General features: G+C 47.8%; 20 protein-coding genes and 1 pseudogene. 8 read left to right on the forward strand and 13 right to left on the reverse strand.

What is annotated here, in order from left to right:
* The first annotated feature begins 523 nt into the window (after positions 1–523).
* Entirely contained in the window at positions 524–1,324 is an 801-nt protein-coding gene (locus ACTOY7_RS16895) for an HAD-IIA family hydrolase (RefSeq protein ID WP_160283253.1), read from the forward strand.
* A gap of 36 nt (positions 1,325–1,360) precedes the next feature.
* Positions 1,361–1,921: a glycerol-3-phosphate responsive antiterminator gene (locus ACTOY7_RS16900; RefSeq protein WP_160283252.1), complete on the forward strand. Its 561-nt coding sequence runs from the start codon at positions 1,361–1,363 to the stop codon at positions 1,919–1,921.
* A gap of 74 nt (positions 1,922–1,995) precedes the next feature.
* Here the strand turns inward: ACTOY7_RS16900 and ACTOY7_RS16905 are convergent.
* Positions 1,996–2,217: pseudogene (locus tag ACTOY7_RS16905) on the reverse strand (PD-(D/E)XK nuclease domain-containing protein); the annotation flags it as partial.
* Between the two features lie 17 nt (positions 2,218–2,234).
* Here ACTOY7_RS16905 and ACTOY7_RS16910 point away from each other — a divergent pair.
* The 4 genes from ACTOY7_RS16910 to cysK all read left to right on the forward strand — a co-directional run bounded on the left by ACTOY7_RS16910 (position 2,235) and on the right by cysK (position 7,896).
* Entirely contained in the window at positions 2,235–2,594 is a 360-nt protein-coding gene (locus ACTOY7_RS16910; RefSeq protein WP_482671122.1) for a hypothetical protein, read from the forward strand.
* Positions 2,595–2,851: 257 nt separating this feature from the next.
* Positions 2,852–5,536, forward strand: coding sequence for a hybrid sensor histidine kinase/response regulator (locus ACTOY7_RS16915; protein WP_482671134.1), 2,685 nt, complete (start codon positions 2,852–2,854; stop codon positions 5,534–5,536).
* A 20-nt stretch (positions 5,537–5,556) separates the two neighbouring features.
* The gene (locus tag ACTOY7_RS16920) at positions 5,557–6,873 is read left to right on the forward strand and encodes an ABC transporter substrate-binding protein (RefSeq protein WP_482671123.1); all 1,317 of its coding nucleotides are present in this window, start codon (positions 5,557–5,559) and stop codon (positions 6,871–6,873) included.
* A gap of 93 nt (positions 6,874–6,966) precedes the next feature.
* Complete coding sequence (cysK, locus tag ACTOY7_RS16925; protein ID WP_160283234.1) at positions 6,967–7,896, forward strand: cysteine synthase A; 930 nt, start codon at positions 6,967–6,969, stop codon at positions 7,894–7,896.
* Between the two features lie 292 nt (positions 7,897–8,188).
* On the opposite strand, the gene ACTOY7_RS16930 is transcribed toward cysK, so the two are convergent.
* From ACTOY7_RS16930 to ACTOY7_RS16980, 11 genes are all read right to left on the reverse strand, one after another.
* Positions 8,189–8,410, reverse strand: coding sequence for a carbon storage regulator (locus ACTOY7_RS16930; RefSeq protein WP_160283233.1), 222 nt, complete (start codon positions 8,408–8,410; stop codon positions 8,189–8,191).
* A gap of 1 nt (position 8,411) precedes the next feature.
* Positions 8,412–8,855 (reverse strand): flagellar assembly protein FliW, encoded by a 444-nt coding sequence (fliW, locus tag ACTOY7_RS16935; protein ID WP_160283232.1) that lies wholly within the window; start codon positions 8,853–8,855, stop codon positions 8,412–8,414.
* Between the two features lie 51 nt (positions 8,856–8,906).
* Positions 8,907–9,512, reverse strand: a complete 606-nt coding sequence (locus ACTOY7_RS16940; RefSeq protein WP_300885246.1) for a DUF6470 family protein — start codon at positions 9,510–9,512, stop codon at positions 8,907–8,909.
* Between the two features lie 31 nt (positions 9,513–9,543).
* Entirely contained in the window at positions 9,544–10,587 is a 1,044-nt protein-coding gene (locus ACTOY7_RS16945; RefSeq protein WP_394684279.1) for a flagellin family protein, read from the reverse strand.
* 13 nt (positions 10,588–10,600) lie between these two features.
* Positions 10,601–12,340 carry a flagellar hook-associated protein FlgK gene (locus ACTOY7_RS16950; protein WP_482671124.1) on the reverse strand — a complete coding sequence of 580 codons (1,740 nt, stop codon included), beginning with the start codon at positions 12,338–12,340 and terminating at the stop codon, positions 10,601–10,603.
* Positions 12,341–12,403: 63 nt separating this feature from the next.
* Positions 12,404–12,874, reverse strand: a complete 471-nt coding sequence (gene flgN / locus ACTOY7_RS16955; RefSeq protein ID WP_394684123.1) for a flagellar export chaperone FlgN — start codon at positions 12,872–12,874, stop codon at positions 12,404–12,406.
* Between the two features lie 101 nt (positions 12,875–12,975).
* Positions 12,976–13,275, reverse strand: a complete 300-nt coding sequence (locus ACTOY7_RS16960) for a flagellar biosynthesis anti-sigma factor FlgM (protein WP_160283227.1) — start codon at positions 13,273–13,275, stop codon at positions 12,976–12,978.
* A gap of 560 nt (positions 13,276–13,835) precedes the next feature.
* On the reverse strand, positions 13,836–14,897 hold the full coding sequence (locus tag ACTOY7_RS16965; RefSeq protein WP_482671125.1) for a protein-glutamate methylesterase/protein-glutamine glutaminase: 1,062 nt from the start codon (positions 14,895–14,897) through the stop codon (positions 13,836–13,838).
* A 138-nt stretch (positions 14,898–15,035) separates the two neighbouring features.
* The gene (locus ACTOY7_RS16970) at positions 15,036–15,848 is read right to left on the reverse strand and encodes a CheR family methyltransferase (RefSeq protein WP_160283225.1); all 813 of its coding nucleotides are present in this window, start codon (positions 15,846–15,848) and stop codon (positions 15,036–15,038) included.
* A gap of 18 nt (positions 15,849–15,866) precedes the next feature.
* Positions 15,867–16,343, reverse strand: a complete 477-nt coding sequence (locus ACTOY7_RS16975) for a chemotaxis protein CheW (RefSeq protein WP_160283224.1) — start codon at positions 16,341–16,343, stop codon at positions 15,867–15,869.
* 26 nt (positions 16,344–16,369) lie between these two features.
* Positions 16,370–18,490, reverse strand: a complete 2,121-nt coding sequence (locus tag ACTOY7_RS16980; protein ID WP_300885790.1) for a chemotaxis protein CheW — start codon at positions 18,488–18,490, stop codon at positions 16,370–16,372.
* 121 nt (positions 18,491–18,611) lie between these two features.
* Between ACTOY7_RS16980 and ACTOY7_RS16985 the strand changes: the two genes are divergently transcribed.
* Positions 18,612–20,030, forward strand: a complete 1,419-nt coding sequence (locus ACTOY7_RS16985) for a hypothetical protein (protein WP_160283222.1) — start codon at positions 18,612–18,614, stop codon at positions 20,028–20,030.
* Positions 20,017–20,403 carry an EscU/YscU/HrcU family type III secretion system export apparatus switch protein gene (locus ACTOY7_RS16990; protein WP_482671126.1) on the forward strand — a complete coding sequence of 129 codons (387 nt, stop codon included), beginning with the start codon at positions 20,017–20,019 and terminating at the stop codon, positions 20,401–20,403. Before ACTOY7_RS16985 ends, ACTOY7_RS16990 begins: the two co-directional genes overlap by 14 nt.
* A gap of 119 nt (positions 20,404–20,522) precedes the next feature.
* Here ACTOY7_RS16990 and ACTOY7_RS16995 read toward each other — a convergent pair whose 3' ends face one another.
* Complete coding sequence (locus tag ACTOY7_RS16995) at positions 20,523–21,236, reverse strand: PilZ domain-containing protein (RefSeq protein ID WP_482671127.1); 714 nt, start codon at positions 21,234–21,236, stop codon at positions 20,523–20,525.
* Positions 21,237–21,261: the final 25 nt, after the last annotated feature.

Consider the following 21,261-nt stretch of genomic DNA (forward strand, 5'->3'; position numbering starts at 1 on the left):
TGAAAATAAGAATACACCCATTTAGTCTATATGGAAATATGGAATCGAAGCTTTCGTCATCATTTGTGCCGCCGCAGGCGGTATGGTAACAAATTTGAAAAATACGCATGTTTATTTCCTCCTCTTCTTGTATGTAATATTTACTCACGGCGGATCAAATCCGCATAAAAAAATATAGAGAAAGGCAAACTCATCTCGTTGAGTTACCTTTCTCTATATTTTCTCTAGGTGTTATCAATATAGCAGTTTTTCCAGAGTATGTCAATAACAAATTTTTAGAGTTTTGGATATTCTGCATAATGAAAAAGAAATTTTATTATTTTTTTTATCCATATTGACATTGTGTGTGATACGTTGTATATTAAGTAACGAGACAAGAGTGCTAAGAGTAGTCCGAATCCCATGACAAGGGACTTTTGGATTGCTTTTTTTATCCAGACAGTATCCGGAAACAGAGCGAATGGGATCAGACTTGTTCGCTCTGTTTGTTTTAGAAAAGCTATGCGTAAAGGAGTTAAAAAGTATGATGAACAAAAAACAACTGCTCGAAAGGACCCGGCTGTTTGTGCTGGATATGGACGGAACATTTTATCTTGGCAGCCAGCTTCTGAAAGGGTCCCTGGAATTTTTATCCGAGGTGTCCAGATTAGGAAAGAAGTTCATTTTTTTTACAAATAATTCATCGGATTCCGCGGATAATTATATACGGAAGCTTGCGAAAATGGGATGTTCCATAACGAAAGAGGAGATCATGACCTCGGGGGATGTCACTGCGATCTACCTGATGAAAAATTTCCCGGAAAAAAAGGTGTATCTGCTCGGCACGCGCGCCCTGGAGCAGCATTTTCAGGAATACGGGATCCGCCTGGTCAAGGAGGACGCGGACATTGTTGTCGTTGGATTTGACAAAACACTTGATTATGATAAACTGACTAAGGCATGTACCCTGATCCGCAACGGAGCAGAGTTTATTTCCACCCATCTGGATATCAACTGCCCTACAGAAACAGGTTTCATTCCGGACTGCGGATCCATCTGCGCAGCCATTGAACTGTCCACCGGAAAGCACCCTCATTATCTGGGAAAGCCGTTCAGGGAAACCGTCGATATGATCCTGGAAAAGACAAAGATCCCCCGGGAGTACATCAGCTTTGTGGGAGACCGGATCTACACCGATGTAAAAACCGGCGTCAATAACGGAGCCAACGGGATCCTGGTCCTGTCCGGGGAGACACGCCTGGAAGACATAGAAAAATCTGATGTAAAGCCGGATGCGGTATTCGAAGGGCTGTATGAGATGGCAGAGGTCCTGAAGGAATTATAGCAACAGAGCACTACTTTATGAAGGAGGGAGACTAGTATGAAGCTATCTGAGATACTCGCGGATTTCCCGATGATAGCCGCGGTCAGAAATGAGGACGACCTGCGGGAATGCTTTAAAACACAATGCAAGATTATATTTATTTTATATGGTTCTATCTGCAATATCACGGAGATCGTCAAGCAGGTAAAAGCTCATGGAAAAATCGCGATCGTACACATGGACTTTGTGACCGGCATGGCGATCCGGGACGTATCCGTGGAGTTTATCCTGAGAAACGCCGGCGCGGACGGGATCGTCAGCACAAAGCCAAATCTTGTGAAGGAGGCGCAGAAACAGGGATTTATCGCGATACAGCGGACCTTCCTGGTGGATTCGATTGCGCTGAATTCGCTGGAAAAGCAGGTGGAGCTATCTATGCCCAGCGCCATAGAGATCATGCCCGGGATCATGCCGGATATCATCAGGCAGGTCAAAAGTGCCGTGAAGATCCCGGTGATATCCGGCGGGCTCCTGTCCGAAAAGAAGCATGTCATCACGGCGCTGTCCGCCGGCGCGGATGCGGTGTCCACTACAAATCATGCGTTGTGGTATGCGTGAGTTATTCTTAAGAACTTCTAATTGTTCATATGGTGCCGCGCACTCGCCGCGCGGCATCCTGCCAATATAGTGGAACATGACTGCTCATATCGGCCGTTTTCGGCATACTTGACTTCGATGATGCAGCCTGTTTTTGTGGAGGGAATTTCCAGGCGGATATCGGTGTATCCTATTCCAGATTCTGCATTAGATTTCACACTCCAGCTTCCTTCTGCCTGTAGAAGCCCTAAGATCATTCCGTGATAAAAGTTTTCTTTCATTTCCTTTCGTGTAAAGGTATCGCGGATACTGATGGAGACAGCCAATCACGGTTTTGGAAAAGTATTTACTGACTGCGGCCGGCGGGTACATCGGATGCCTGTTCATTTCCGCCTTAAGCATGCTGGTGTCGGCAAAAACCAGGTCTACCGTGGTTGCGGTGCTCGTTCCGTTCATCCTGATCTTTATCCCGTCATTCCTAGCAAATATCAACAGCCCGGCGGTCGCCCGTCTGCTGGGACTCCTTCCGGACCAGCTGCTCCAGACCGGGACGGCACTTGGCATGTTTAACCTGTGCTCCCTGGGGGATAAGGTCACGGGCGCGGTGCCGATGCTGCTGGGACTGTATACGGTGCTGGCGGTTGTGATCCAGCCGGTGATCTATCGGGAGTATGCGGGGAAGGAAGCGGGGTAATCCTTCCGAATACAGATCTGCCATAGGCGTGAATGTACTTCCGGGAAACATCCCGGTAGAGATTGAAGTATTGATTGAATTAAAAGCTATCCTCTATTGACGTAGGGGATAGCTTTTTTTCGATCAACCTGCCTCTGCCGTCCCTTCCACAAAAACAGGAATCATATTGACACGAAAATATGTATAGAGGTATAATATTATTGTAATAAAAAGTTGCATTATCCCGTGTGGAAAAGGGTTATCCAGTGAAAAGAGAAATGAATAACAACGAAGAAAAAAGAACAGAAAAGAAGCAGGACCGAAGAAAAAAAGACAAAGGTTTCCCTCTGCTTCTTTCTATTATACTGATTTTCAGCATTTTCGGAGCTGTCATATTCTCCGTGGCGCACAAGATTTCCAAAGAGATGTCGGATTCTGCCATCCAGAACTTGAGCGAGAGTCTGGATCTGATGAAGGGGACGATCGAAGCCATCCTGCTGAAGGAGGCAGAGTTCCAGAAGCTGATTGCGCAGGAGATCGCAGATCTTGAAGATCCCGAGAGGTTTGTCTGCGCCTACGACATGAATCAGACCATGGTAAAGATGTCTCTGATTTTCTCCGGGGAGGAAGAAGGCGTTTCCAATACAGGAGATCTGTTTACCGCAGAAGAACTTGATTTCTCATCAGGGGGGAGCGTTGACGGGCTTCCGATTTCCCAGTCTTATATAAATTATATGGGAACCTGGGCGTATACGATCAAGTGTCCGGTGGAAAAGGACGGTCAGGAGATTGCCTCGCTGTATATCGAGTACGTGTATGACGCGCTTGACCGGTCGCTTCCGGATGGTTTTTATAACGGGCAGGCCATGCTCTATATCATGGATACCCAGAGCGAGAGACTTGTGCTCAAACCCAAGGGAATGGGGGAGAGGGATGCAGGACATCTGAACCTGGAAGACTTTTACCGCGCCAACAACATACAGGAAGAAAGCCTTCGGGCAGAAGTTGAGGAATGCGTGAAAAACGGGGATAATATTTTATTCTATCACAATATACAGGGAAAAAGCGCCCTGAACTATATGTGGGCGGTAAATGAGGGAACGATCTATCTGATCGGTTACGTACCCATCGGGGCGATCCAGCAGGAGGGCCGCACTGTAAACCAGAACATTTTCATCGTCATCATGGTAATGCTGGTTGCCTTTTTCCTCTGCTGCACGCTGTATTACCTGAACCAGAGACAGCAGGAACGGCTCCGGAGAGAGCGTGAGGCCGAACGCGAGATACACAACCAGCGGCTGGCGGAAGCCCTGCAGGCCGCGCAGATCGCAAGCAACTCCAAGACCACGTTCCTTTCCAACATGTCGCACGACATTCGGACCCCGATGAATGCGGTCCTGGGATTTACGACGCTGCTTGCCAAGGATGCGGAAGACCCGGTGAAGGTGCGGGAATACACGAAGAAGATCACTGCCTCCGGACAGCATCTGCTCAGTCTGATCAATGACGTCCTGGACGTTTCCAAGATTGAAAGCGGAAAGGTGGTGCTTACGGTTGAGGAATTCACCCTGAACGACCTGGTGTCCTCCGTAGACACGATCATCCGACCCATGGCGCAGGCAAGAGCACAGAGTTTTCACCTGGAAGTCACAGGCATCAAGCACGAATATTTGCTGGGGGACGAGACGAGGATCAACCAGATCCTGATCAACCTCCTTTCCAATTCCGTAAAATATACGCCCGAGGGAGGCAATATCTGGTTTCGGATCATCGGTTTGAAACAGCGCTCCAGTCAGTATGAGCATATCCGAATTGAAGTGGAAGACGACGGATACGGGATGACGCCGGAGTACCTGGAAACCATTTTTGATGCATTTACCAGGGCGGAGAACAGTACCACCAATAAGGTTCAGGGAACGGGCCTTGGCATGGCGATCACAAAAAATATCGTAGAGCTCATGGGCGGTACGATCGACGTGACCAGTGAAGTGGATCATGGAACCCTTTTCAGGGTAGAACTGGAATTTCGTATACCGGAAGGCCGGGCCGACAGGCAGTTCTGGGAGAAGAACAGAATTTCCAGTATCCTACTTGTGGACGGCGATGCAGAGAGTGCGGAAAATATCCAGGTGCTGATGAAAGACACCGGGATCCATGTGGATACAGCCTCCGGTGAAGAGGAAGCCCTGCGGCATATCCGGGAGTATCACAGGAAAGACAGCAGCGGGGAGGAGAGTCAGCCGCGGTCCCCGGAAGGCAGCGGCGGGAATGACAGCCAGTTGCAGTCCCTGAAAGGCTATTGTGGTTATGACCTGATCCTGCTGGACTGGAACGGGGCGGACCTCGGCATCGCCCATACTGCGGAAAAGTTGCGGGAGACCATTCCGTATACGGTGCCGATCCTGTTTCTGGCGTCGTATGATGATACCAGGATAGAAGAGGCGCTCCGCATTGAGAACACGGAGATGCTTGCGAAACCATTTTTCGTATCTGCATTTAAAGAAAAGATTATGGAAATGCAGAATGATAAACAGGAAGAAACAGCACCCGAGGGCGCGGAGGACGTGACTTTGGAGGGACTGCATTTTCTTGCGGCGGAAGACAACGAGATCAATGCGGAGATTCTTCAAGAGATCCTCTCGATTGAGGGGGCGGGATGTGAGGTCGTTGAAAATGGCCAGATGGCTATAGAGCGTTTTTCGAATGCGGCGGAAGGTGAGTTCGATGCAATCCTGATGGATGTCCAGATGCCGGTGATGAATGGATATGACGCCACCAGGGCGATTCGTGTGTTGGAGCGGAAAGACGCGCGGACCATTCCGATCATTGCCATGACGGCAAATGCATTTGCGGAAGATGAAAAGGAAGCACTGGATGCAGGAATGAATGTACATCTGGCAAAACCGATTGATATCGATCTGCTGAAAAAAGTTATAAAGCAATGTATTAAGAAAACGCCGTAGCGCAAAGAAAGGAATAAGCAATGAAAAGAAAGACCCGGGGGAGAATGAAACGATCAGCGGCGGCCGGCCTGGCCGTTATGCTGATGTTTTCAGCAGCAGCCTGCGGAGGCAAAGAAGAATCCGTCAACAATCTGATCAAAAATGAGAAAAAGGATAAAAAGGTAGTCAATTTGTTTGGCCCTATGGAAAAATCAAATCCCAATGCGAAAAATATAGCAAGAAGCGCATTTGACCTGACGATCGCCATGGCAGAGGAGGAACTTGGGCTGACCGTAGAATACAGGACCTATACGGCGGATGACCACCAGGACATGACTTATGATGAAGTCGGTGTTAACCGCGTCCGCAATAATATGGATGACCTGTATCTGCTGAATCCGGACACGATCCAGGTGCTGGGGTCGGAAGGAAATCTTCTGGATCTGTCCGGCCTGGACTGTGTTGAGAATTTAAGAGAGGTCGTAAAGACGGCAAATATGGTGGACGGCAAGCTTGTTGCAATTCCGCAGGAGGTTGTGGCTCACGGCCTGTTTGTCAATAAGACGATGTTTGATGAATACAAGCTGGAACTGCCGGAAACCCCGGAGGATCTGCTGGAATGCTGCAGGGTTTTCCAGGAAAATGGGATTGAGACGCCTATTGGCGCAAACCGCTGGTGGCTGGAGAATTTTGTATTTGCTCAGGCTTACGCGGACCTGTACAACGGGGGGGATACGGAGGCAGAGATTGAAGCGCTGAATAAAGGGGAACGTAAGTACAGCGATTATATGCGTCCTGCATTCGAATTTCTTCAGAAGCTGATCGACCTTGGATATGTCGATGCGGAAAAGGCCTATGTCTCCGAGGCGATCGACGGGGAAGGGCCGGATTTTCTGTCGCAGAAGACTCCGATCGTGATGGCATATTGGGGGGCGGCGAACTCGGAGACTGCATATGGAGCTCCGGATTTTGAGCTTCAGGTAATCGGATTTCCAAGCCATCTCGGCCCAATGCCGGTCGTGTCGATGACAGGATATGGAATCGGCACCAATGCGGAGAACATGGAGGATGCAAAGAAGGTCCTGAATGTTATCCTTTCCGATGAAGCGCTTCAGATCTATTCGGAACATAATAAGGTGATCTCTCCGTCGAAAAACGTAGAGGTAGACTGTATCGACGCGTTAAAGCCGCTGAATCAGAAGATCCAGGAGAATAAGTATGTCCTTGGCTCCAACGCCGGAATGAAGATGGAGCAGTGGGGAAACACCTGCCTGATCGTACGGAATCTCTTGGGAGGAGCCACTGTCGATGAATGTATGGCAGAATTCGACCGGCTGCAGGAGGAATCGCTGAAGTAAACGAAAGATCGGGTGATATGCCGCCCGCATCCTCTCAGCCGATCAGCATGTTGGCTGGCTGGGAAATAAACTGTAACAAGAAAGGATCATATCATGTCCAACATTTATAAAGGAACCATGGAGTTAATAGGGAATACCCCTCTTGTAGAGGCTGTCAATATAGAGAAAAACCTGGATCTGGCTGCCAAAGTGCTGGTAAAGCTGGAATATCTCAATCCAGCAGGAAGCGTAAAGGACCGGGTTGCCAAAGCCATGATCGAAGATGCAGAGGAAAAGGGGATGTTAAAGCCCGGTTCCGTGATCATCGAACCTACATCAGGAAATACAGGGATCGGCCTTGCCTCTATTGCGGCAGCAAAAGGCTACCGTATCATCCTGACCATGCCGGAGACCATGAGCATAGAGAGAAGGAATATCTTAAAGGCTTACGGCGCGGAGCTGGTATTGACGGACGGCTCGCTGGGGATGCAGGGTGCCATCGACAGAGCGGAAGAACTGGCAAAGGAAATCCCGGACAGCTTTATCCCAGGCCAGTTTGTGAATCCGGCCAACTCTGCCGCGCATAGAACCACCACCGGTCCCGAGATCTGGAAGGACACGGACGGAAAGGTAGAATACTTTGTGGCAGGCGTAGGAACCGGCGGTACACTGACCGGAACCGGCGAATATCTCAAATCAAAAAATGGCGATATCAAGATCATTGCTGTTGAACCCGCGGACTCTCCGGTGCTTTCCGAAGGAAAGGGCGGCCCTCATAAGATTCAGGGAATCGGGGCAGGCTTCATTCCGGAAGTTCTCAACACAGAGATTTATGATGAGATCATCTCAATCGAAATTGATGACGCATACGAAGCGGCAAAGCTGCTTGCCAAACAAGAAGGAGTTTTGGTAGGAATTTCCTCAGGCGCGGCACTGCATGCGGCGCTCATACTGGCAAAGCGTCCGGAAAATAAAGGAAAAACGATCGTTGCGCTGCTTCCGGACACAGCAGACCGTTATTATTCCACACCATTATTTGGATAAAATAAAAGGGCTTTCGGAAATGATGATCATTGCGTGATATAACATGGTTTACCGCAAATATCATTTCCGCAGAGCCCTTTTTATTTCCTCTAGTGTACTGACTTTGAATGAAAGTTAATGTGTCACTATACTAGTACAGCGTTGCACTAATAATTGAGTAATAATCACTCGCTGTCCATGCCATTACTGCGTTGGAGTCAGTCAACGATGCTACCGGCATCGTCTCCTTCCTCCGCCTTGTCCTGACATGGACATCAAGCGCTTATTACTTCAAAATTAATGCAACGCTGTACTAGTTTTGTTTTAAAATTTTGTCAAGCACTTCTTTCGAAACGGTTTGGGAGGCGGCCTGATTCTCAGCAGCCGCTTCCACCAGCTCTGTCCGGAGGATCGGTATTTCCTTGGGGGCATCAATCGCAAGCTTTACCCAGTCTGTTCCTGTATCAACGATCGTCAATTTAATATTTTTATTAATAGAAAGGGATTGCCCCTTCCGGCGTTGTAAGATGAGCATGCTATGATTCCTCCTTTATCATGTCTCCGATCACATGCCGGAATGTATATTCCGACTGATCCAGAATAACCTGTCTTGCCTGACGGCTCCGGACATTGACAACAAGCGGCGCTTTCAGGTTTACCGTCGATTCTGCAACGGAATCACGCATGACACAGATTACATAGTAGGAAAGATCCTCAGCGGTCTCTGCATCCAGCTCTTTCATATCCTGCCCGGACAAAGAGGGTGTGTAGTCATTCAGCAGCCCAAAAGGATTCATCAATATAAAAGAAAGCGTCTCATCCTCCAGGCACTGCAGGGAGATCAGGGAGTCATTATCTTCATGAAACGGAATCGGAAGATATTCCGTATATGCTTCAAATCCGATCAATCCGTTGACAATATGGATTAATTCGCTCTTGTCATATGAAACTTGTCCAAAATATTTTGCATTAATTTCCAATTATATTATACCTCCTGGTGATTGCTGTAATTAAAAATATAAGGGCTTTTTTCAAGCCCTTATATCTACTGGTTCATAGTCCGGATTTGCGCTCGGTGGCACATAGAGCGGTCCGCCTACATATTCGATCAATACCTCAGGACGCTGCGTGATCGACATCTCAATATTACCCGGGATAAATTCAAAATTGCCGTTGGCCACCTTCAAATCAAAGTTCAGCTTATCCATCTCGTAATTGATTGTCAGATCAGGAGCTTCATAACTGATATCCACCGGAGCAGACGGGGTAAATCCCAACTCAAATTCTCCTGTGGGCTGAGCTGTCCTCTGTTGCATGATCTGCCCGATCACATCCTGGCCGATATCTGCTTTTAATAAGAGCTGACCTTCCTGCGCTAACTGTGCGGTAGCGCTGTAAGCCGCCTGCTGGCCTTTCTGCGCGGACTGCTTCACACTTGTAGCAGTCGTCGGCACAACAGAATTTCTTGCCTGAAATGAATCCAGCTTCAATTTTACAGGACGGCTCTTGATAGACAGTCCACCATCATTTTTATGAATTTCCAATTCAGCACGGGAACGTGAATATTCCAGCCGCGCATTATTGATCTTCAACTCATATTGAATGGGGACAGTCGTAATCTGAATGAGTTGATCCATAAAGTTTTCCTCCCTTCTCTCTTATTTTCTATTAATTCATAAAGTCAATAAATGAAGGTGTCAAAATATTGTTTCCAACCTTTAATGATGCATTATAAACATACTGTGCCCATGAGAAATCCATGATCGCTTCCGCCATGTCTACATTTACAACATTGTCATAATCTTCCGCAATCTGAATCTTATTGTTCTCCAGACGCTCCTTGGTGGTGGTCAGGAACTCTGTCTGCGTTCCCAGGATGGTAACCTCGGAGAGGAGGTCGTTGCGGCCGTCCTCGAACTTGCCTACTAACTCTTTGTACCGATCATAATCAAATGGCTCTTTTTCCAACTCATCTGCAACCATACCCGCAAGAAGAACCATGTTCTTCGGATCCTTATCAGCATCTTGGCCATATCCAACCAGGTTGATACCAGGAAGGGAAGTATTGAAAGCGGTAGCGGGATCAATATTATACTGTCCATCAGGCGGGTTAGCAACGTCTTCAACACCCAGTCCAAAACCTAAATCAATAAAATGTGAGTCTTTGGATAATTCTTCTAAAATCTTCGGATCACCGTTGGTAACATCTTCGCCGCGATACTTTAAAATCTGAATTTTATTCCCATTTCCATCTACACCATCCTCCAAAGTAAAAGGAACATTTTTAGCATCACTTCCGCCGAACACATATTCATCACCATAAGTAGCATTCAAGGAAAGCAGCATACTCTGCTGTGCACCGCGCCATGCGTCGGCATAAGTCTGTCGGGTCTCTTTGGAATGATTGGTTCCGTTCATTCCTTCGATACCATATTGCTTTGCCAAAACCAACGCTATATTACTGATCTGCATTGCAGAATCTTCCTGCGCGTTCTGGTGGGACTGAATATCATCTACCGTATCCAGATAATCATTATTCTTTGCATATTTCCGCTCCAATGCAGTAGCCCGCAATGCGCTGGAAGGATCCTCAGCAGTAGACATATATTTTCTCTGAGTCATAACCCTGTTTCTCATCGTATCCAGATTCTTCATAGAAGTGGAAAGATTTTTATTATAATTTCTTAAAATCGCATTTGTTGTAATTCTCATTTTAAACCTCCTCTTATCTTCCGACTACGCCGGTGCCGTTGATCAATTTGTCAAGCATCTCGTCAAGAGTGGTCATAAGCCTTGCCGCAGCACTGTAAGACTGATTATAATGCAGCAGGTTCATACCTTCTTCATCTAACTGTACACCTGAAATGGCATCTCTGGAATTTGCAGTCTGGTTCAGGACTGTAATCTGATTGTTCAACATCGTAGATGCTGATGAAATATCTATACCAAGAGTTACTTCCATATTTGCAAAGCAGTTATAGAAGCTTCCGGTGTAGAATCTTACATCTGCACCATTATTTCCGGCTGCTGTGCCCTTAGCAGTAAAAGCATATTCCTTTGAAAGCATATTGATCATATTTACAATATTTTCATTGGCAGTGGAACCAACCACTCCATTTACCTGATTGTTAGAATTTGTAATTCCATAACTTCCGTCCATCCAGCCAGTAGCAATTTTGATGTTGAGTGCTGAGAAATTGCCGCTGCCATCAATAGTCTCGAATAATGGACGATCTGTTTTGGCTCCATTTTTATCATAAACAGGGCTTAACTTTTTTATATCATCTGTATATTCGTTATTAAGATCAGGTTTTCCAGCATTATCTTTATAATACTTACCATCTTCACCTTTATATACCTTTACTGGCGGTGTATCGCTTGTTTCATAGAGCAGATAATTTTTTCCGTCAGCTCCTTGTACAGTTTGATGAGTACTCTGATTTGCCTCATTAAACGCCTCAGCAAACGTCTTAACCAGCGAATCCAGCACCTTCTCATAATACCCGATTCCCTTAAAATCACTGTCATCAAAATCCCCCGACTTATTCATAAAGTCAAGGCTTCCTTTCAATGTACCTTCCGTGAGCTTATCGGTCATTTCATTCGTATATCCATCCGCATCGGTCAGCGTCAGTGTAACCGGCTGCCCGGAAACATCTGTACTGAACTGTCCGTACCGTCCGTCAGAAATCAGCCGATGGCTTACACCTTCCGAATCCGTAAAGGATACATCCAGAACCTGTACGGAATATCCTTCGCCGATCATCTTCTGCTTATATTCCACATTGATCGGAAGATAGCTTCCCAGTTCATCCAGCAGCTTGTTCCGCTCATCCATCAGCTCCAATGCGGGATTTCCAAGTACCTGGCTGTTCTTGATGCTGGTATTCAATTCCGCAATGTTCTTCAAAGTCGCATTCAGGTCTTTGATATCCGTATCACGGAAGTTCTCCTGTGTATCATGCCGGATATCCTGAAGGGAAACTGCTTTCTCACGGAGCAGGTTTACAATAATCTGCATCCTGGAACGAACTACGGTATCATTTTCTTTTGTATATCCATCGTCTTTGGAAAGGGTCTGGAGCGCATTGCTCAGATTAATGAATGCGTCCCGGATCCCGGACGTTGTACTCTCGTCAAATGCGACCTGCAGTTTTTCCAATCCTGCAGCCTGCGCATCGGTGGTTCCGAGCTTGGCAATCTGAGAACGGTACTGGGCGTCAAGGAATGGGTCGCGAAGCTGGGAGATCCCGGTCATATCGACACCATAACCTACCCTGGTACTGTTAGAAGAATTGTAGAAACTACCGTTTCTCAAATTTAAACTGGCAATATCAAGACGCTGCCTTGTATAGCCTTCGGTGTTAATATTTGCAATATTCTGTCCGGTCACATCAATGGAACGCTGGCTGGCAGCCATAGCGAGCTGAGCGGTGGTGAAACCGGCAAATGTTGAACGCATCATAAAGTGGATCCTCCTCCTGAATGTATTAAATGAAACGGTTCCCCGGGAACTCAATAGAATTCCCTATACGGAACGGCTTGAAAAATGCTTCGTGTTTTCCTTTTCAGTCTTTTGCCCGCTTGCGGAATAGGTGGCCTTTCCCACCGGATTCCCGGCCAGATTCAACTCAATGACCCGAAGATTGACTTCGATCGCATCCCGGATACTTCCGCTTAAGGACTGCATGGTATGAACCTGACTGTCAACCCTGTCGAACAGGGGCTTTAGCATGGCTGCATCCGTATCCGGGATCTTTTCCAAGATCTGCCGAAAGGTGCAGCCCTCCAGTCCGAGACGCTTCTGTTCCGCTTCACGCTTCTGTTCCAACCCTCTCAGGCGCATGACTGCGGCCTGTTCCTTGTGCATAAAATCTTCTAAAATGCCAACCCGGTTCTTCACAGTAGCATCAAGCTTATCTTGTTCAATCGGAATCAATGTATCAAAAAATTCTATGAATTCCTTCATAAGATCAGCAAAAGCTGAAAAATCACTCATACACGCAAATCCTCCTGGAATAGTAATCTGATTCCCCCTCATCTCTGGTTCCGCGGTATCTCTTCAAAAGACATGAAAAAGGATCTGAACCTGCCTTTCTCTTATACCAATAAAATCCTGGATGCAATGGCATAGGCATCAATCTGATACGTATGCTCCGCAACCTTGTTCTTTAGATCCTGGACCTTCTCTGCAGATGCGGTATCAGACATCCCGGAGGATAACTGCCGGGAAACCGACTCTGCAAAGGTGTGCTCTTCAATCTGTCGTGGATTAGACTGTATGATCAAAGCGTCAAAGCTATGTCCGTCACTTGAAGCTGCAGAAGGAGCAGGATTTTCCTTTGTATGAATCCGAAGATCCGGATAGCTTTTCATTACATTGTTAGTCGTTATTTTCATACTGGACTCCTTTTCTAAACATTGCAGTCTTTTTTACTGTATTAGAACAAATTGTTTTATAGTTTATATCTTGAATATCGGCATAACTTCGAAAATCATAATAAAAAAAAGTACATTTAATTACAGCGAATCCCGCAAAAAGTGGGATGACTTTTACCCTGTAGGGCATATACAGAAAGCAGCAGACGACGGGCTTTCCGTATACGGACGTAAAAAACAGATGCGCTGGAAGCGCATCTGTTTTTATGATCATAATTTTCCAACTGTACGGTTGCAATCCGAAATCTCAGTTTTATGCAATTTATTGCAATAAAACTGAGATTTTGGATTAGCAACCTACTCATAAATGAGCAAAAAAGCGGCTGCGTTAGCAGACGTTAGAGTGCGTAAGCACGGTTTTTGCGAATGGATGAGTAGGTTGGAGGCTCTTTAGAGCATCCAACCGTACAGTTGGATAATTTTCATATTTGAAGAATACCCAAATACCATCGTATGTGGAAAGGATGCCGTCGGCAGTTTTCTGTATATGACTTACAGCCGTACAGATGGAAATGATTCCGTCAGCCTTTCAGATGATTCAAAAGAACGGAAGGGATATTGTCGCAGGAAGCCTGCGTACATACCGCGCCGATATTGTAAGCCACCATCGGCATTCCGTATACCACACAGGATTCCTTGTCCTGTCCGATCGTAAACGCGCCCTTCTGGCGCATCTGCAGCAGTCCCTCCGCTCCGTCGCTGCCCATACCGGTCATGATGATGCCGACTTTTTTTATGGCGACATTCTTGGCAATGGAGTTAAAGAGGACATTTACAGACGGGCAGTGTCCGCTGACCTTGGGTCCGGGGTGGCACTGTACAATGTAGTTATTTCCCGCTCTGACAACTTCCATCTGCTTCGCTCCGGGAGCGATGAGAGCCAGTCCGGGATGGATGACATCGCCGTTCTTCGCTTCACGGACCTCCATACTGCAGATCCGGTTCAAACGCTGCGCGTACATGTCCGTAAATCCCTCCGGCATATGCTGCGTGATCACGATGCCGGGAATATTTGCCGGAAGCTTCTGCAGCACGGCAAGCGTGGCTTCCGTTCCCCCGGTGGAAGCACCCAGGCCGATGATGGTGGAGTCCAGGACATTCCGCGGGATAGGTGGAAAGGGCATGGGCTTCGCCGCGACATTTTGCGCGGTCACGGCACTGCCGGTATTCTGCCGGGCAGCCACGCGTACCTTTGCCTTGGACGCCGCACGTACCTTCAGCGTCAGGCCGGTAAAAAATGTATCCTTTGAATTTTTTGCGCTCATATCCGGCTTGCGGACAAAATCCACGGCGCCTGCGGACAGCGCGTCAAATACACTCAAATTTAAAGAAGATACGAGAATGACCGGGATCGGATTTTTCGGAAGGAGCTGCTTGAGAAATTCAATTCCATTGAGTCCGGGCATCTCCACATCCAGAGTCAGCACATCCGGTTTCAGCCGCGGGATCTTCTGACCTGCGTCAAATGCATTAATCGCATAGCCTACGACTTCTATGCCGGGCTGGGTGGAAAGATGCTGTATGATCATCTGCCGGAACAGAGACGAATCGTCCACAACCAGCACTTTGATCGAATTATTCATAAAATATCATCCCTTTCTTGCGGCCAAAATACTTCCTGGCCAAACATCATAAATTTATTTTATCACATAATATTGTAAAGTGTTAGAGTTTTTTAAAAAAGCTGCTTCTGAATTCTCAAAAGCAGCTCGTCATACTTTTTATTTTACCTTCCGATAAGTCGCAGGCTTGAGATACTTATAAGGCGTTGTGGCCTTGTTCAGCCCTTCCGAATGTCCGATCAGAAGATAACCGCCGTCATTGGTCGCGTCGAAAAATCTTTTGACAAGCGCTTCCTTCGTCTCCTGGTCAAAATAGATCATCACATTTCGGCAGAAGATAACGTCGAATTTCAAGCGGAATTTGATCGGATCCATCAGGTTAAACGTCCGGAAGATGACATTGTTTCGCAGATCCTGCGTAACATGGTACGTGCCGGGAGCGTCTCCGGGACGGAAATACTTCTTCTTCCAGGCCGGGGATAACTCCTTGAGCGAATCCTCGTCATAGACCGCATTTACCGCACTGCGCAGTACATTCTGAGAAATATCCGTGGCGAGTACCCTTGTATCCCATCCGGGCTTATTTGCAAAATACTCCTTCAGGATGATGGAGATCGTATAAGGCTCCTCGCCTGAGGAACAGCCGGCGCTCCATATGCTGAGTACTTTATCCTTCTTTGTCTGCTCCAGATAAGGAAGGATGGTCTCTGAGAACAGTTTAAAATGCGCCTCTTCACGCATAAAATAAGTATAGTTGGTCGTGAGCTTATTCAGCATCAGCTCCCGGTCTTCCGGCTTGCCATTATTGATCAGGTACTCTACGTAATCTTCGAACGAGTTGAATCCCATACCGACGATCGTGTTGGAAAGGCGTCCGGTGATGAGCTGCCGTTTCTTCGACAGATCAATCCCATAATTTTGATGTACAAACTTTACAAGACGCTGGAATTCCTTGTCATTTATCGTTAACATGTTTCTTGCTCCTTTTTTTTAATATGCCTGGATCAGTTTTTCGCAATCCAGGAAAAGGATCACGGAATTATTTCCTGAGGAAACCATGCCCCGGATCAGCTCCTGCTGGTTTTCCACCGGGACAGGAGAGATCAAGCTCTGGTCTACATCCATCACCTGCTGAACGGCATCTACCAGGATGCCGATCTTCACATCATTGATATCCAGGATGATGATACAGGTTGTGCTGGTATATTCAATAGGAAGCTTTCCCATACGGAGACGGATATCAATGATCGGGATGATCTCACCTCTCATGCTGATGATGCCCTTCAGATAATCCGGGACAAGAGGAAGCATGGTGATGGAATGATCCGTGATGATCTCGATCACGTAATTTGTACTGACACCGATATTCAATCCGTCACAAGTAAATGTTAAAAATCTTTCTGTGGAAACAGGAGCCTCATTCTCAGAAATGCCGACCTCCGTGTTCTTATGTGTATCTGCTGACATAAAATTATTCCTCCGGTTCCTATAGTTTAATATTGAGTATGATATGCTGCGTATAAGTTACCAATATCCAGGATCAGACTGATATTGCCGTCGCCGAGAAGCGTACAGCCGCCGATTCCTGAGTTCTTGATATTGAAACTGTTCAAATAGGAAGGAAGCGGCTTTACAACGACCTGCTGCTCGCCGAGCAGTTCATCCACAAACAGGCAGAAGGACTTATCAGCGGACTCTACCCAGATCAGGATACCGTCTTCAATATTGGTCTTTTCCGTTTCAATATTATATAACTCATGTACACGGATGATCGGATAAAATTCACCCAGACATTTTACAATCTCATTGCCGCCCGCGTCAAGTATGACTTCATCTCTCTGGATCTTGAGGGACTGGCGGATATTTGCGATCGGAATCGTAAACAGAGACTTCCCGACGGAGATCTCCATACCGTCCGTAATCGCCATAGTAAGAGGAATCTTCAATGTAGTGACGCTTCCCTGTCCAAATTCACTGGAAATGGAAATGGTGCCTCCTACGGATTCTACATTTTTCTTTACAACGTCCATGCCGACGCCTCGCCCGGAGAACTCGGTCACTTCCTCGTTGGTGGAAAAACCGGGGAGCATCAGAAGGGAAAGGATCTCCTTCTTGGAGTACTCGCTGGCAGGCTTGGTCAGAATGCCGTTGCGCTCCGCCTTTGCCAGGATCTTCTCTGTATCCATGCCCCGCCCATCATCGGTAATGGTAATGATGACCTCGCTTCCGGTATGGCTGGCAGCCAGGATGACCTCGCCCTGGGGATCCTTGCCTGCCGCGATACGCTCTTCCCGCGTCTCCTCAATACCATGGTCCACGGAGTTGCGGACAATATGCATGATCGGGTCACTGATGCTGTCCACGATGGTCTTGTCAACTTCGGTGTTCTCGCCTACCAGAGTAAGCCTTACGTCCCTGTTCAGCTTCTTCTTCATATCCCGGACAACACGGTTCATCTTCTGGAAGGTACCGGATACCGGAACCATTCGAAGAGACATCGCGATATCCTGCAGGTCGTCGGTCAGCTTCCGCAGCTGGCGCGCGGACTTCATAAAGTTATCCAACTTCAGGTTCTGCAGATCCGGAGAAGAAGTGACCATGGATTCCGTGATCACGATCTCGCCCACAACAGCTACCAGACTGTCAAGCTTGGAAAGATTGACGCTGATGAGACTCTGCTTCACCGGAGCGCTGTGCGTAGAAGCGGTGACCGGAGCCGGAGCGCTCTTCTGCGCGCTCTCTGCGGCTGCCGGAGCCGGAGCGGCTTCAGCACTCTTCTGAACTGCCGGCGCCGGCGCTTCCTGCTTGGGCGCTTCCGCCTTCGCATGCACATTTTCAATGACCTCATAGGCCTGGATGCTGTTCTGCTCCTTCAGAATCCCGACTGCGCTGTCCACATCTTCCTGAGAGGAAAGCGCTACAAAGAAGCCGTTGTCTATGATGGACTCCGCCGTGTCGCTGTTGGTCTCCACATCGGAAGGATAATATTCGAACTGTATGTCGATCTCCTTCAGGGCGGTGATGATCATAAAGGCACGAAGATTCTCCATACCGGAGCCCTCTTCGAAGTGGATCTTTATAAAATAAGGAAGCTTGCTGTCTGGGCATCCTGCCAGTTCCTGGTTGATCGCGGCAATAGCCTCTTTATCTGCGGGCGGCGCAGTGGGAGCGGACGCTGTTTCCGCAGGCGTGTCCTCAGAAGACTTCTCACCGGAAGAACTGATTTTTTCCAAAAAACTATTAATACTTTTAATGATTGAGTCGATATTAGTGCTAAGGGGCTCATCGTTTTCGATTTTTTCAACTTCGCCGCGAAGAGCATCCGTTGACTGGAACATCAGATTGAACAAGTCATTCTTGTGTGATTCATCCAGGGAATCCATTCCGTTTTCTCGGATATAGAAGAAAAGATCTTCTATATGGTGGGCGATCTCCATCAACGTGGAGAATTCCATCATGGCAGATGAGCCTTTAATTGTGTGCATGATACGGAAAATCTCATTGACGTCATTCGTCGTGAAATCCGAATTCTTCTCTGCTTCTATCAAGAGTTCGTCCAGTTGTTCCATAAGAGTGTTTGTCTCATAGAGATACATTTCAAGCATGTTATCCATAATCTTAGTACCGCCTTATCTAATATAATGTGATGTTTTAAACTACAAAAATTACATTTATTAATATATATCGTCAGACTTGCGGGAAACGATAAGAGTAAATTGCAAAGCAGGTGAAAAAATGTCAAATATTTTAAAAGTAACGACTCCTGTTGTGGGATATGACAATAACGCAGTCAATAATAAGCAGACTCCGACCCAGCAGACACAGGACTTAAGCATCAAAAATCAGGTGGACCCGGGACGGGTGGTCAGGGCCGACGGCCGGACCGACGCGGACGGCCAGCAGGGGAAGGGAATTTCCTACGAATCCAATTTTGGGAATTTTGTCCAGTCTTTAAGGGAACTGCCCAACCTCCAGGAGGTTATGACCCGGATGCTGTTCGGCGGGATGGCGAATATGGTGGAATCCGGGATCGGCAAGGGGACGGCAGCGGATATTCAGGCACTGTTCCAGATGCTGCAGATGAACCCGGATGAGCTGAACGGATTTTTAAAGGACGCCATGGCAGGGGCGAACCGGCTGCAGGGTCCTTTATTTGATGTACTGCGCCAGATTATGAATGATACCAATTCCGTGGAGCTGAAAGCAGGGATTCTGGATATGCTCCGGAGATACAACGATATGTCCTCCGGTAAGCACTTGCAGCAGACGATCCAGGATCTTCTGGAGCAGATTGAGGGCCGGATGTTCCGGAACAACCGCCAGGAGCTTCACCAGCTTGCGTCCAGGCTGCGGCCCTACAGTATGGAGGGGAGCCAGGCCAATGTGCAGCTTCTGAAGGGGCAGATCATTCCTTACCTTGGCAGCTATATTTCTCAGACAAAGGATCTGGGGAAGATCCGGGATCTGATCAGCCTGCTTGCCCTCAATACCTCCCGGCTGGAAAACGGAAACGTGGACAAGGTGGCGCAGGCATTCCAGAGGCTGATGGATTTTCCGTCCTTCCAGAAGCATTTTCAGGGGATGACGGGCGCTCAGTTTAAGGATATGCTGCTGAATGTGGATTATGACAAGGCCGCGGGCAAGATGGACTGGACCGATAAGCTTCTCAATATCATGCAGGCCGGTGTGAGAGGAGAGGCGGGACTGGAGAATAAAGAGGACTTCGTGAATATGATGCGGAGCATGCTGATCAATGAGAGCGTGTATATGCCGGTCATGCATGTGATGCTCCCGGTGATCCTGAACGGGGTGCCGATGTATTCGGAGATCTGGGTGGATCCGGACGAGGAGTCGGGCAATCCGGGCTCCAAGGAGCGCGGAATTAAATTATTGATCAAATTTGACTTAAAAGATGTTGGCTTTTTTGACATGATGATGTATTATGAGAATGGGAAGATGGATATGCTGATTCATTATCCGGAAGAGCTGGCAGGACATGAGGGCGACATCCGTGACAATATCCGTAAGATCATGAGCAAGAATCACCTGGAGGTCGAGTATCTTGGCGTGGAGCAGGGCCAGGTTCCGATCAAGGTATCTGCTGCGTTCCCGAAGATATTTGAAAGGAGAAATGCGGTCAATGTCACAATATGACGATATCAGGAATAAAAAAGCAGTCGCGCTGCGGTATGACGAGAACAGGGACATTGCGCCCGTTATCGTGGCGTCCGGGCTGGGCTATATGGCGGAGAAGATCGTGGAGGTGGCCAATGAGAACGGCGTGCCTGTTTACGAGGACAATTCGCTGGCAACAGTGCTGACGCAGCTGGATCTGGGGACGGCAATCCCGGAGGAGCTGTACCAGGCGATTGTTGATATCTATACTTACTTTTTAAAATATACTCCGAAGCATTCCGCTGCGGGAGAGGCCACCGTGGAAGTGAACGAGGTGAAGAAGGAAGACGGGGAAGAAAGCGGAGAAAAGGGCGCGAAAAAGGATACGAAAAAAGAAGAGGGGGGCTCCTGACGGGAGATCTCCTCTTCTTTTTTTGTATATGGGCTGGCTGCGGCTGTCTCCAAAGGAGAGCCGAACCGGCTCTGAATACCATCATATACGGAAAGGCTGCCGGCGGCAGGTTTTCTGTATCAGGACTCCTTTGCCTTCACCTGCAGAACCTCCGTGTGGAAAACGTAATTGCGGATCCGCGCCTCAGCCTGCGGATTCAGGTCAATATATTCGCATCCGTACCCGTGCCGGCCTTCTTTTCGGACAGGACGGAGCTTCCGGATCCGGGCCTTCACCAGCAGCGGATTCCTGGAATCAAAAAGGACTACGGACAGGGTATCCCCCGGTTGATATTTTTTGTCGGAGACGAACAGAAAGCCTCCGCAGCCGATATCCTTGATGGTGACCATGGCCTCCTTCGGATCGTTGTCAAAATAAACGGACGTACGGAAAGAGACATACACACGGAAGTTCTTCCGAACCTCCTGGATGTCGTCGGTCGCGCCCCGGACGATATAATAATCATGTTCGGCGTCTGCCTGGATCATTGTCTGGATACCGGATCCGGCTTCATTCGCTCCTGTTTCAGGGGGGATTGCCTGATCCGGCATACCGTCCCGCAGACGGCAGGTCTCCGCGCCTTCCGAGAGCGTATAGATAAACGCCCTGTAATCATACTGCCTGCCGTCCGGCATTAAAAAGACCCGATCCGGCAGGTTCTCCGGCTTTTCGGAAAAAATAAGGCAGACAGTGTCCGGACTTTCACACACGTACCGGACAGGGGATAAAAAACTACAGTCCATATGAAACAGCGTGCCATTTTCTGCATCCTGTAGTGAAGTGATTGATATCATGGGTAATTCCTCCTAATTGGCTGGC

Source organism: Schaedlerella sp. (genome assembly GCF_056796775.1).